Origin of the sequence: Kingella negevensis (assembly GCF_030177895.1) — a bacterium.
Classification (GTDB): domain Bacteria; phylum Pseudomonadota; class Gammaproteobacteria; order Burkholderiales; family Neisseriaceae; genus Kingella_C; species Kingella_C negevensis.
In genome coordinates, this window is sequence record NZ_CP123448.1 from 1,979,017 (window position 1) to 1,992,381 (window position 13,365).

The 13,365-nt window shown below is 46.0% G+C and carries 12 protein-coding genes; 6 read left to right on the plus strand and 6 right to left on the minus strand.

The genetic code is table 11. The features are described from left to right. Window positions 1-18 precede the first annotated feature (18 nt). Genes QEO93_RS10800 through dndC form a run of 4 tightly spaced genes read right to left on the minus strand, consistent with a single transcriptional unit; the run spans window position 19 to window position 5,013 of the window. Window positions 19-1,602 (minus strand): FtsK/SpoIIIE domain-containing protein, encoded by a 1,584-nt coding sequence (locus QEO93_RS10800; protein WP_032138071.1) that lies wholly within the window; start codon window positions 1,600-1,602, stop codon window positions 19-21. Window positions 1,603-1,611: 9 nt separating this feature from the next. Then, on the minus strand, window positions 1,612-3,672 hold the full coding sequence (locus tag QEO93_RS10805; RefSeq protein WP_032138070.1) for an AAA family ATPase: 2,061 nt from the start codon (window positions 3,670-3,672) through the stop codon (window positions 1,612-1,614). Window positions 3,673-3,676: 4 nt separating this feature from the next. Further along, window positions 3,677-3,898, minus strand: a complete 222-nt coding sequence (locus QEO93_RS10810; RefSeq protein ID WP_003785297.1) for a DNA modification system-associated small protein — start codon at window positions 3,896-3,898, stop codon at window positions 3,677-3,679. Next, window positions 3,895-5,013, minus strand: a complete 1,119-nt coding sequence (gene dndC, locus QEO93_RS10815) for a DNA phosphorothioation system sulfurtransferase DndC (RefSeq protein WP_032138069.1) — start codon at window positions 5,011-5,013, stop codon at window positions 3,895-3,897. The genes QEO93_RS10810 and dndC overlap by 4 nt, the downstream gene beginning before the upstream one ends. Window positions 5,014-5,092: 79 nt before the next feature. Here dndC and QEO93_RS10820 point away from each other — a divergent pair, with 79 nt between their 5' ends. The 4 genes from QEO93_RS10820 to mutM all read left to right on the plus strand — a co-directional run bounded on the left by QEO93_RS10820 (window position 5,093) and on the right by mutM (window position 8,007). Next, a complete protein-coding gene (locus tag QEO93_RS10820; protein ID WP_032134054.1) occupies window positions 5,093-5,350 on the plus strand; it encodes a helix-turn-helix domain-containing protein in 258 nt (85 codons plus the stop codon). After that, entirely contained in the window at window positions 5,347-5,808 is a 462-nt protein-coding gene (locus QEO93_RS10825) for a hypothetical protein (RefSeq protein WP_032138068.1), read from the plus strand. The genes QEO93_RS10820 and QEO93_RS10825 overlap by 4 nt, the downstream gene beginning before the upstream one ends. Window positions 5,809-5,891: 83 nt before the next feature. Continuing rightward, entirely contained in the window at window positions 5,892-7,130 is a 1,239-nt protein-coding gene (locus QEO93_RS10830) for an MFS transporter (RefSeq protein ID WP_085815432.1), read from the plus strand. 58 nt (window positions 7,131-7,188) lie between these two features. Further along, the gene (mutM, locus tag QEO93_RS10835) at window positions 7,189-8,007 is read left to right on the plus strand and encodes a bifunctional DNA-formamidopyrimidine glycosylase/DNA-(apurinic or apyrimidinic site) lyase (RefSeq protein WP_032138066.1); all 819 of its coding nucleotides are present in this window, start codon (window positions 7,189-7,191) and stop codon (window positions 8,005-8,007) included. Window positions 8,008-8,077: 70 nt separating this feature from the next. Here mutM and QEO93_RS10840 read toward each other — a convergent pair whose 3' ends face one another. Both QEO93_RS10840 and QEO93_RS10845 read right to left on the minus strand, forming a co-directional pair. Further along, on the minus strand, window positions 8,078-10,948 hold the full coding sequence (locus tag QEO93_RS10840; protein ID WP_032138065.1) for an Rne/Rng family ribonuclease: 2,871 nt from the start codon (window positions 10,946-10,948) through the stop codon (window positions 8,078-8,080). A gap of 23 nt (window positions 10,949-10,971) precedes the next feature. Next, the gene (locus QEO93_RS10845) at window positions 10,972-11,220 is read right to left on the minus strand and encodes a hypothetical protein (RefSeq protein ID WP_032138064.1); all 249 of its coding nucleotides are present in this window, start codon (window positions 11,218-11,220) and stop codon (window positions 10,972-10,974) included. Between the two features lie 407 nt (window positions 11,221-11,627). On the opposite strand from QEO93_RS10845, the gene QEO93_RS10850 reads away from it, so the two are divergent. Together QEO93_RS10850 and QEO93_RS10855 are read left to right on the plus strand one after the other, a co-directional pair. Further along, window positions 11,628-12,614 (plus strand): RluA family pseudouridine synthase, encoded by a 987-nt coding sequence (locus QEO93_RS10850; protein ID WP_032138063.1) that lies wholly within the window; start codon window positions 11,628-11,630, stop codon window positions 12,612-12,614. A 443-nt stretch (window positions 12,615-13,057) separates the two neighbouring features. After that, the gene (locus tag QEO93_RS10855) at window positions 13,058-13,360 is read left to right on the plus strand and encodes a hypothetical protein (RefSeq protein WP_032138061.1); all 303 of its coding nucleotides are present in this window, start codon (window positions 13,058-13,060) and stop codon (window positions 13,358-13,360) included. Window positions 13,361-13,365: the final 5 nt, after the last annotated feature.

The window sequence follows — 13,365 nt, forward strand, 5'->3', positions numbered from 1 at the left end:
AAAGTGCAGGTTGCTTTTTTATATGTTGTAGCCGTGTAAAAATCGCGTTTCGCTGCCGTCCCATTTAATTAAATGGTCGCCATAGCCTGCTAATCCTTCCGCACCCGATTCGCCCAAGATGATATTAGACGATTGGTGTTTGCCAACACGCAAGGCAACTTTGGAATTGAGATTGTCGCGCAATCGTCCGCTTAATGTTGCAGAATCAGGGCGTTGTGTTGCCACGATTAGATGAATTCCTGCTGCGCGTGCTTTTTGCGCTAATCGTACCAAAGGCTCTTCGGCAGATTTATCGGCATCAAATAAATCGCCTGCTTCTTCTACTAAAACCACGCAATAAGGCGGTCTGGCATGGTCGGCTAAATCGCTGACTTTGTTTTTGTGATGTGCCTCCAATAAACTATATCGCTCTTCCATTTCATCAACCAAATCATGCAAGGTTTGCACCATTTCATCAATTTCTGTGATGACGTTGCCACCTACTAAATGTGGATAACGCTTAAACTCTTGATAGTCCACGCGCTTGGGGTCAAGAATATACAATTTCACGTCTTTTTCCGAATTTAATTGACACAAACTGTGCAACATGGCGCGGATAAACACGGATTTGCCTGATTTGGTTTCGCCAGCGACAACGCAATGCGGCGCATCGGTTAAATCGGCAAATTGTGCGTTGCCTGCTTCATCAATGCCAATGCACACGGGCAATTTTTCGTTTTTGCGCTGAAATTGCGTTAAGGCAGCCTGAAATTCAGCTTTGCCAAAATCACGCCATTCTTTGCGCGGACGTAAGATTTTCAAATCAAACGTATAAAGCGTACCGCAACTGGTATTGCGTTCTATGCGTAAAGCATGGTCGGCAATATTGAGTTCGCTGCGTAAGGTTTTTTGTTTACTTTCGTTGCTGTCCAAATCGCTGGCTTGTTTGAGTTGCACACGAAAGCAGCCATAGCGCAAGCCATTGGCGATGAGTTCTACTTTTTCGGCAGCTAATTTTGCGCGTTCCAAGGCTTTTTTGACGATTTCGGCATCTAATACAATGCTGTTTTCGTGGTCTGAATGGTCATTATTTTGCAGGCTGCTTGGTGCGGTTTTTTTGCGTGAATTGGAATGTTTTTGCGCTAATTTTGCCAATTCTTCCAAAAATTGTTTTTGTGCGTCCAATTCAGAATGCTCGTTGTTTTTGCGATAGGTATACCACCGCTTTTCCAGCTCAACTGCGCCTGTGTGCCACAAATCTTGGATAAATTGATACAAATCATCTCGCGTGCAAGGTTTGCCTTGTTTCAATTCAAATAGGGCATCGCTTAAATAAGCCAGCCACAATCGGGCTTCTTTTTGAAAACAGGTTTCAAAATTGGGGATTTCGCTGCCTTTGGCATCGGGTGCGGTTTCTAAATGTGGTATTAAATCTTTTGCAAAACAATATGCAATGCAAAACATCGCCCAGTCGTAGTTATTATCAAAAGCGGGCAATGCGCCTTGATTGGCTAATTCTTTGCGAACTTCTTGGCTTTTCAGGCTGCCTTTGATTCTGGGTTTCATCAATTCGTGAAACCATTCTGTATCCCAGCCTGTTGCGGTATTGACTTGATAGGACATTTTTTTCCCTTAATTAAAATATTGATTGGCAAGTACATGGGACTGTGCGCCACCTGTTGGCAACGATTTGGCGCGTACTAAATAGGTGCTGCAAATGTGTTTAGCCAGCTCTTGACGGATTTCGGCGGTGATTTCGGTATCTTGCGATAATAAAATCACTTGTTGCGGCAAACGTGTCCAATGGTTGAACAAGCCTTGGCGGTGTCCTGCGTCTAAACGTGCAAGCGGCGTATCAATCACCATTGGTGCGTGATAACGGGTAACTTGTGCCAATGCCGATACCAGCGACATAATCAAAATTTGCATTTGTCCTGCGGCTAGGGCAGCCTGAATTTTTTCGCCATTACCACCATACAAACCCAGTTGTCCGCCTGCTTGTACTTCAATGCGTTGAATACGCTGGTCGTGTGCAATATTTTTGTGCAATTTGGTGGCGATGTTGCCCAAATCATTGGCTTTGGTTTGCAGCAATTTATTGGCGAGACTTTCAATCATTTGCTCCATGCGTTTGGCGCGTTCGGATTTTTGGTGCTGTGGCGAATTATTGGCAGATTCTTGGCGCAGTCGTTCTACTTCAAGTTGCCAGCGGTGGGTATTTTTTTCTTCTTGCTCACATTTGGTGAGCGCACCGCCTAATTTGCCATTTAAATCGTCCAATGCGTGATGAACTTGCTCTAATTCTTCCACTAATTCATCGTTGCCTGTGCCTTTGAGTATGGCGATTTTGCTTGCCATGTCTTGTGCAATGCGTTCTTGTTCGCTGATGTTATCCAAAATTTCGCCAATATTAGACAGGGGCGATGCGCTTAATTGACGGATTTGATTGCGAATATCTACCGATGCACTGGGCGATAAATAATTGTGTTCAATTTGTTCGGCGCAATTTTCAGGCAGCGGATAAAACAAGCTATTCCAGCATTCTCGCACTGCGTCTTTCATCAGTTCATCAGATAAAATGGTTTGTGCAGAACGCCCTAACACTTCTTTTACTTTGTCGCTGTTTTGAAATTTATTCCAAAAATCATCAACTTTATCGCCAATTTGGTCTTTATTGCTTTCGTAGCCCAAACGGTTGGCTTCTTTTTCCAGTTGTAAATCCAATTTATCCAATCGCGCTTGCGGTAAAAACGCCAATGGCATGGCTAATACCGCTTCTTTCATCGTATCGCGGAATTTTTGCTGCATGATTTCGGCTTCTTTTTGCGCTTTGGCAAGGTCTTCGGTATGCACAATACTGCTGCTTCCGCCCAATGTTTGCGTTAATGTATCTCGGCGTTGGGTGTATTCATTGATTTGATTGAGTAGGGTTTCTTGTTTTTCGCGTTCTTCTTGCAAAATGGCTTCTGCTTGAATCAATTTGCTTTCCGCTTCTTTTAAAGCAGCCTGCACTTTGGCAGAAGCACTGGCGGAAATATTTTGAGTGCGAAATTGACTTAAACTTTCTTTAAGTTGATTGAGCAATGTAATGCCCAGCAAACCCATCAACGCATCTTTTAGCCAAATACCTGCGCCACTTTGTGCGGCGGTTTGCACAATTTTTTCGCCATCAAAAAAGAAAAATGGTGCGTAATCCGATGGGGGAGCAAAGCGGCTAAAAAAGTTGCGTTGTTGTGAAGGAGGAATCAGTTTTTTGCCACTTTGGTCGTTACGCATATACCAAAGCGCATATTCACGCGAATTTTCGGCAGAATATGAGAAATTGCGGTTGGCATCAAAATACCATTTACGCGCGATTTTTAGTGTATGCACCACATCACGACTGCGTAGGCTAATTTCCAATTCCACCGACATGGTGTGATTGCCACGACGCGCTTGGGCTTGATGAAATAAGGCTTGATTGATAAAACGTGGATAGCTGTGTTCTTGCGAATTTAAACCTGCGCGATTCAAATGCACAATCGCATCGGCATCATATAAACCCAAATAAATTGCTTCGAGCAGCGTGGTTTTGCCGTGTCCGTTTTCTGCGCCAATCAACACCAAGTTTTTGCCGTTTTGCGGTTCCGGGAACGTAAATTCTGCATCGGCATACGATTTGAAATTGTGTAATTTAATTTTGCTAATCCACATGGTTTTACTCTTTCCAATAATCTGTATTGCCCAGCACATCATCAAAAGTGGCACGGCGATTGTCGGCGCGTCCACGTTCTTGTTGCGCCATTTCCCACGCCAGCAGTTCGGCTAACGCATCTTCGGGTACTTGAAATTCAACAGCGGTTTGACGCAACAATGAACGCGCTGTTTCATCTTGCCACAACATCAAATGTTCTAATTTTTCTTGTACTTCTGCTTTCATTTTTTGCTCCGAGAGTGGGCGTTAATCACGTCTTTTGCCCAAGTTTGTTTAATCCATTCAATTTCTTTATCAGAAATCAGCTCCGCGCCAAAAGCAGCCTGCACTTCCAATAATTTATCCAACATCATTTTTCGCGCTTCAACGGTAAACGGGCCGGGAATGTGTTGCCCATTTTTGTATTCCACGCGTCCGTTGCGCCGTTCCATTTGGCGATATTCGGGCTTATTGCGAATCTCCACTAACCAATCCCGAAACTCAATCAATGGCAAAAATTCCGTTTTTCCTACATCAACAAAGCCTTGCAGGCTGCGGTCTTTATTCACCACCGTGCAAGTCCAGCAGCCAAAACGACTGGAATTCGTGCCGCAGCCTGGGGCTTCTTCCTGCGATAACACAATCGGACATTCGCCGCCTGCTGCTTCACGATACAAACGAATCAAATCATCATGCGTACCGCCCCAAGGCGGATTGTTCGCTGCCAAAAATTCCCACACATCATCGGTTGTTAAATCCACAATCGGGCGATAAACAAACGCATTGGGCAAATCATTGTGTGGCGTGAGATTGGAATTTTCTAAATTTTGATGGCGTTCAATGCTGGCTTTGCGCGTGGACGATTCGTCTTTTCGCACGCCCAACACGATGATTGCTGCGCCGTTTTCATCCACTTTTTGCTTGATGTAGCCGCTAGTCGGTTGAATTTTCAGGCGGTCGGTACACCAACGCATGGAACGGTTTGGCGTGGGATAACCTTTACCAATCAACAATGTCCAAAAGGTTTCTTGCAATTTTGGAACAGTTACTTCCCCAGTTACAGGCAGCCTGAAAATTTCTGCTGCGTTCAAAATCGTATTCAGCGCGTTGCGCATGTGTTGCACGACCAGCGGACTTTCCACCAGCGTGTCATTAGAAACAAAATACACGTTTCGCTGACGCAAAGACGGTGGCAACGACAGAAGCATTTCAAAAACCAAATGCGCCACAAGCGTGCTGTCTTTGCCACCCGAAAACGTAACAATCCAAGGGTAATGCTGCGCCGTGCTTAAATATTCATCAGCAATGTTTTGTCGGATTTCATCAAAAGGCGAAAGGGGTTGAATCGGGATAACAGTCATTTTTGTGGTTCATTTCATCGTTTTAATCTTATTTGCTCCTAAAACAGGTGCAAAGCGGATTGTACCTAAAATTGGTGCAATGAAAAACCCACGTTTATCCATACACTCCACAGAACACATGAAGTTGCGACAACTCCTTATTCGGCGGCGACTAGATTTAGGATTGTCGCAACGCGCATTGGCGGAAAAATTAGACGTGGTGCATTCGTTTATCGGCAAAGTGGAAACAGGCGACAGAAGATTAGATGTATTTGAATTTGTGGAATATTGTCATGCGCTGGATTTGAACGCCGCCGACATTTTGCAGCAGCTACAAGCAGAATTGGACGCAGAATGAATCATCAATCATTGTTTTATTACGCGAATGGTTTTAGACAACTACACACCAATTTCACGCACAAAAACAACCAATCGCCACATAAATTTATTCTGATGCTCGCGGTTGTGGCGTTGTATGAAAAAAGCAGCCTGCACACAGAAAAAGTCGTTTTAAACGATGAATTGAAACAAGAATTTGAACGACAATGGGCGTTGTGGGTACAAAATTCGCATCATAAAATGAACTTCGGCATGCCCTTGTATCACATGAAATCTGAACCGTTTTGGCGATTTCATCTCAAACCAGATAGCGAATCCGAGTTTGAAAACAAACACCGCATGAAAACCTTTTCCAGTTTGTGCGAAGTCGTGGAATATGTGGAATTGGACGCAGATTTGGTTGCGCTGTTCAAGCAGCCTGCAACGTGTCAGATATTAAAAGACGTGCTGTTGGCGCGATTATTTGAAATTCTGTAAAAAAGCAGCCTGCAACTTAAATGTGCAGGCTGCTTTGTCCTATCTGCTAAAATACCGCCTTTTTTCATTTTAACCATTCAATTATGCACCACACAGACGAAAACCCAAACCAAACCTATTTCAGCGACAACCCAGAATTTCCCAGCAAAATCATTGTCTTCACCTTATTTATCGGCGCATTTTTCGGCTATCTAAACGACACCTTACTCAACGTCGCGCTCACCAAAATCATGGCAGATTTTCATGTTGATAAAACCACAGTCCAATGGCTCACCACAGGCTTTTTGCTGATTATGGGCGCGTTCATCCCAATCACCGCCAACCTCATTCAATGGATTGAAACCCGAAAAATGGTCTTGATTACGCAGACTATTTTTCTGGTTGGCTCGTTAATTTGTATGTTCGCGCCGAATTTCCCCGTGTTGATGTTTGGGCGCATTTTTCAGGCGATTGCCGCCGCGTTTTTCGTCCCCATTTTGTTTAACGGCATCTTAACCATTTTCCCACCCAATCAACGCGGCAAAGTCATGGGCGTGATTACCATGATGTTCACCGCTGCCCCAGCCATGGGTCCCACCATTTCAGGCGTGATTATTGACCACCTAAGCTGGCGTTACCTGTTCTGGCTGACCATTCCTTTTATGGTGTTGGCGATGCTATTAGTGAGCAAATTCTTAACCGTAAACCTGAGCGACATCACCAAACCCAAAGTAGATATTCCGTCAGCGATTGCGTCAATACTAGGTTTTGGCGGTTTGGTGTACGCCAGCAGCAATTTTGAATCTTTACCATTGGCCGTATTCGTCGCCGTGATGATTATTTCCTTGATGATTATCGCCTTTTTCGTGAAACGCCAACTCACGCTAGATGTGCCATTGCTCAATCTGCGCGTGTTCGAGTTCAAACAATTCCGTTATGTCGCCATTATTTTGGTGTGCGGCTCGTTTCTGTTTTTGGGCATGGAATTACTCCTCCCCATGTACACGCAACAAGTTTTATTGATGACAGGCACAGCCACAGGCTTAATGCTCATGCCAGCCAGTATCGCCCAAGCGATTGCTGCCCCACTTTTTGGCGCATTGCTAGACAAAAAAGGCAGACGATTCATGTTAATCCCAGCCACGATTGCGCTGCTCGGTTCATTGGGCGCAGCGTTTTTTGTTGGCATGACCAGCATTGGCGAAAAAATGAGCCAAGCGACCAATCCGCAGCAAGACATGTTAAACGGTATTCATCTAGCGATGGCTTGCGCGTTTGTGGTTGCCGTGATTGCCGTGTTGTCCGCATTCCAAATCAGAACAAACGATTGGTGCAAGCATTAAACCATTTCAGGCAGCCTGAAAATGTTTTCAGGCTGCTCTATTAATAGAAAGAAAAACCATGCCAGAACTACCCGAAGTCGAAACCACACTGCGCGGCATCGCCCCGCACATCAATGGCAAAAAAGTCGCGCAAACCATCGTTCGCCAGCCCAAATTGCGCTGGCAAATCCCAGCCGATTTAGCCGAAACGCTGCGCAACCAAACCGTGCGCGAATGCCGTCGCCGCGCAAAATATCTGCTGATTCAATTTGACACAGGCGTGTTGATTATCCACTTAGGCATGTCAGGCAGCTTGCGCATTTTCCGCGACACGCAGCCTGAAGTAGGCAAACACGACCACGCAGATTTCATCTTTGAAGATGGCACGTTGCTGCGCTACCACGACCCACGCCGATTCGGCGCGATTTTGTGGCTGGCAGGCGTGGCGGAACACCATGAATTACTGCGAAACTTAGGCGTTGAGCCGTTGAGTGATGAATTTACCGCAGAATATCTGTTCTGCAAATTGCAGGGCAAAAATCGCGCAATCAAATTGATGATAATGGACAACGCCGTTGTGGTTGGCGTGGGCAATATTTACGCTAATGAAAGTCTGTTTCAGGCTGCTATTTTGCCCAATCGCCCAGCTAAATTAGTTTCTAAAGAAGAGTGTGCGGATTTGGTTGCCGCGATTAAACAGATTTTGCAGCGTTCCATTGAAACAGGCGGCAGCACCTTGCGTGATTTTGTGGACAGCGATGGCAAAAGCGGCTATTTCCAGCAAGAATACAAAGTGTATGGGCGAGATGGTGAAAGCTGCCTGAAATGTGGCGGCTTGATTGAAAAGTCCGTTTTAGGGCAGAGAGGGACGTTTTACTGCGCGAATTGTCAGCAATAGAAAAAGCAGCCTGAAAAGTTTTCAGGCTGCAAAAAAGCCGTGTCGCTTTATAAGCAACACAGCTTTATTTTTACTTCACAGTTTCTACTTGCACCATTTCCACAGCAACAACTTCAGTCTGCACACGCGGCACATCGGCACGGCGCAACTTCGGTTCAGCCACAGGCTCAACACGCGCTGCAGCAGCAATCATCGCGCCTACGCTGGTTTCCACCAACTGCAAACCGCTTGCGGCAGCCACTTGCGCCAACTCATTGTTATTTGCGTTTGGTCGCAAAACAAAATGAGGTTTGGCAGGTTTTTCAGGCTGCGATTGAACTTCAGTTTCAGCAGCAACCACATTTTCAGGCTGCGATTGTGGTTCAACTTTAGCTTGTTCCGCTTCAGCAGTTTCAGACTGCGTTTCAGTTGGTTCAGCAGCTTCACTTTCAGGCTGCGATTGAACTTCAGTTTCAGCAGCAATCACATTTTCAGGCTGCGATTGTGGTTCAACTTCAGCTTGTTCCGCTTCAGTAATTTCAGGCTGCATTTCAGCTTGCTCAACTGCTTCAGTTTCCGCAGCAACCAAGTTTTCAGGCTGCGTTTGCAGTTCATCTTCATGCTCAACCGCGCGTAAAACAGGTTCAGTTTCCACCAACACTTTCACGCTTTCACGTTCAGCCGCTTGCGCCACCAACTGGCTTTCAGCCGCCAATTCAGGGTCTTGCTGCAACACATGAACCACGCCATCTTCCACGCGTTCCGCCACTTCATCAACGTCTAAATAACGCTCGATTTTTTCAGCAGACGGCACGTGGCGGCGTTCAGAATCGCGGCGATTTTTGCCATTGCCACGCGCTTTTTCGTTGCCAATATACACCACCAACGGTTTTTGCTTTTTGTTGCGACTGCGGCTAGATTTGCCTTCAGTTGCCGCAACTTGTTCCGTTTCAGGCTGCGTTTGTGGCTCTTGAACTGCCGCCGCTTCAGCCGCTTGTTGTGCTTGCTGTTGCGCCAATTTTTCCGCTTTCGCTTTTGCACGTTGCTCACGCTGTTCCGTCTTGTTGCTACGCGCAGGTTTTTCAGGCTGCGTTACCGCTTTGGCTTCTTCTTGCGCTGACTGTTTACGCGAATTTTTGCGCTCGTTCACGTTTTCCGCATTGTCGTCTTGGCGATTTTTGTGCTGACGGCGATTTGGATTGTTACGTTTGTTGTTCGCGCGCGTTTTGTCTTTGCCATTCGCATTTTTCTTGCTTGGCTTAGGCTTCGCAGGCTCTTGCGAACCGCCAAACAAATTGCTCAACCAACTTTTGAAATTGTCCCACCAAGATTTGCTTTCTTTGGCAACCGTTGGCGGCGGCGAAGTGTGATGAACGCCTTTCACAGCAGGCTCTTGGCGCGTTGCCTTTTCGCCTTTGCTGTTGCTAAACGGCACAGTTTCCGTTTTTTCAGGCTGCGTTACGCGTTTGTAACTTGGCTCAGCATCTTCTTCCACATCGTCTTCACGAACACGCGTGATTTCATAATGCGGATTTTCTAAATGCGTGTTTGGAATCAGCACCACAGACACGTCCAAACGCTCTTCCAAACCAAACAATTCCGCGCGTTTTTCGTTCAACAAGAAAGTTGCCACATCCACAGGCACTTGCGCGTGGATTTCGCTGGTGTTTTCCTTCATCGCCGCGTCTTGAATCAAGCGCAAAACGTGCAGCGCAGTCGATTCAATGCTGCGAATCACGCCCGTGCCAGCGCAGCGCGGACACGCGATATGGCTGCTTTCTGCTAATGCAGGCTGCAAGCGTTGGCGGCTTAATTCCAGCAAACCAAAGCGCGATAATTTACCCATTTGCACACGCGCACGGTCTTTTTTCAAGGCATCGCGCAAGGTATTTTCTACTTCGCGTTGGTGTTTCGCGTCTTCCATGTCGATGAAGTCAATCACAACCAAGCCACCCAAATCGCGCAAACGCATTTGTCGTGCGACTTCTTCTGCCGCTTCCATGTTTGTGCGGAATGCGGTTTCTTCGATGTCTGAACCGCGAGTGGAACGCGCTGAGTTTACGTCAATTGAAACAAGGGCTTCGGTGTGGTCAATCACAATCGCACCGCCGCTTGGCAGGTTCACAGAACGCGCAAACGCCGTTTCAATTTGTTGCTCGATTTGCAAGCGTGAGAATAGAGGAGTGTGGTCTTCGTAAAGTTTCAAGCGCGACAAGTTGTTGGGCATCACATAGCTCATAAACTCGGACACTTGTTCGTAAACTTCGGGATTATCAACCAAAATTTCGCCGATGTCGGGGCGGAAGTAATCGCGAATGGCGCGGATAACCAGCGAGCTTTCCATGAACAGTAAGTATGGGTCTTTGTGCGCCGCGGCTGCGTCTTCAATGGCGCGCCATAATTGCAGCAAGTAATTGAAGTCCCATTGCAATTCTTCTGCGCTGCGCCCAATGCCTGCAGTACGTGCGATTAAGCTCATGCCGTTTGGTACGTCTAATTGCGACATGGCTTCTTTTAATTCAGCGCGGTCTTCGCCTTCAATTCGGCGCGATACGCCGCCACCGCGTGGGTTGTTTGGCATCAACACCAAGTAGCGTCCTGCCAAGCTCACATAAGTGGTTAAAGCTGCACCTTTGTTGCCGCGCTCGTCTTTTTCCACTTGAACGATAACGTGCGTGCCTTCTTTAATCACGTCTTGAATGCGAACTTTGCCGCCTTCGTAGTCGTGGAAATAGGCGCGTGAGATTTCTTTGAATGGCAAAAAGCCGTGGCGGTCTGTGCCGTAGTCCACAAAGCAGGCTTCCAAAGATGGCTCAATGCGTGTTACCACGCCTGTGTAAATGTTGCCTTTGCGTTGTTCTTTGCCTAGGGTTTCGATGTCCAAATCCAACAGGGTTTGTCCATCAACGATTGCCACGCGCAATTCTTCTGCTTGCGTGGCGTTGAAGAGCATTCGTTTCATGTTATACCTTTATTTTCAAAAGTTTAACACGTTTTCGGTTTGAGATTTGTGGATTGGTTTTGCAACAAAAGGGTTGTCGCGCCTTGGATTTGTGGCGCGGTTTGAGCTTTTTTGGTTGAACCTAATCTACTGGAAACTGCTCGCGTGATGGCGCGTTTTTTTGCGCTGCGATGTGTGCAGTTTTTTTGTTGAGACGATAATAAAGAACGGTAGGTTTTCAGGCTGCGTTTAGTGTGTAACAGAAAATAGTAGGCTGGGTTGAAACCCTGCAAATTGTGATATTTTTTGCTGGGTTTACAACCCGGCCTACTGATTGTTTTGAACTAAAACGCTGCCTGAAAATGAATGATTGGGTTTGTTGCCCAACTGATAAATGGTTATTCAAATTTGTTTTTCAGGCAGCCTGAAAGTAATTTTATTTATATTTAACAATGTTTAAGCCATCGTCTAATGGTTATCTTTTCAAACTAATTTTGCTGCTGTAGGCTCTGTGACAACAAAAAGGAAAACGTGCAAAGTGCTTTTTTTGTAAAATGGCGATATACGGCTTTTTCATTAAATCGGTATGCAGGCTGCCTGAAAACAATTTTCTACATTAAATCAAAGCCGTACTGCTTGCAATTACCGTGTTTCAGGCTGCGTTTGTGGCAGCAGAAACAAGTTTCGGATTATAGAGAAAATGCCCCAAATTAGCAAAGAAATAGTCAATCACATTACCATTGAAGAACATGAAGCAGGGCAACGCCTTGATAACTATCTGATTAAAATCTTAAAAGGTGTGCCAAAAAGCCATATTCATCGCATTATTCGCGCTGGTGAAGTGCGCGTAAACAAAGGGTGCGTGAAGCCTGATTATCGTATTGAAAACAAGGATTTGGTTCGTATTCCGCCGATTAGAATTGCGGAGAAAACGGTTTCAGGCAGCCTGAAACCTGTGCCTGCGCGTGCGTTTGACATTGTGTTTGAAGACGATGCGATGATTGTGATTAACAAGCCGAGCGGTGTGGCGGTGCATGGCGGTTCGGGTGTGAGTTTTGGCGTGATTGAGCAGCTTCGCCAATCGCGCCCTGACGCGAAATATTTGGAATTGGTGCATCGGCTTGACCGCGACACGAGCGGTTTGTTGATGATTGCGAAAAAGCGTTCTGCGTTGGTTAAATTGCATGAAATGCTGCGAAACGACCACCCGAAAAAGGTTTATTTGGCGTTGGGTGTGGGGACTTGGCAGCCTGAAAATCGTCATGTGAAACTGCCGTTGATTAAATATACAGGCGCGGCTGGGGAGAAAATGGTGCGCGTGGGTTCTGCGGAAGATGGGCAATCGGCACACACGATTTTTCGCGTGTTGAATACGTTTTCAGGTAGCCTGACGCATTCGGTGGGCATTTCGGCGTTGAGTTTGGTGGAGGCGACTTTGAAGACGGGGCGGACGCATCAAATTCGCGTACACATGCAATCGCAAAATTGCCCGATTGCTGGCGATGAGCGTTATGGGGATTATCAGGCGAATAAGCGGTTGCAGAAGTTGGGGTTGAAGCGGATGTTTTTGCACGCTTTTGTTTTGGAGTTGAATCATCCTTTGACGGGGGAGAAGTTGCATTTGCAGGCGGATTTGCCGATTGAATTGCGGAATTTAGTGGAGAATTTGAAGAGTACGGGTGGTTGAGTTTTCAGGCTGCTTTTAACGCAGCCTGAAATATGGGAGGTTTTATGGAATCGGTGGGTGTAGCTATTTTTAATGGTACGGTGCTTTATTATGCAATTATGGGCTTGTTTGAATCGGGTATAGACGGCTTATTTGTGGGCATATTTAAAGGTGTGGGCTGGGGGGGGTGTTTATGGTGTTTCAGCTGTTGTGTTTTTAGGAACATTTATGTTGCTCTATACTATTTATCAAGGTGTACGGGGTTTATTCAAATAATGCAGCCTGAAAATGTTTTTCAGGCTGCATTTGTTTGCTGAAATGTAGCCTGAAAGTTTTTATTTGGGAGTGATGATGAAACAGATGTCGGAAAAGTCGGCGGCGATTTATTTGGGTTCTTTGAAGAAGAAATGAGTTTTCAGTTAAAATAACGAGTCTTATAAAATTTAACGATTGGAATATGAAAAATGGAAACTTTGCCTTATCAAGCGGAAATTGCGGCGCGTATGAATGTGAGTGCGGAAACGGTTGTCCCTGAATATGCTGAATTTTTTGAAACGGAAAATGGTTATTGGTTGGCGTGGTACGATGATACGGCAAGTGTGTTGCCGCCTGATTTTCCTGAAAACGAGCCGTGCGATGTGGTGGAGGGCGCGGACAGTTTGGCGGAATTGGTGAGCTTGATTGAAAGTGGGGATTATGAGGCTTTGTTGGCGGAAAGTTTTGATGATGAGCATGAACATAGCTGCGGTTGCGGCTGTTCGCATTGATTTCA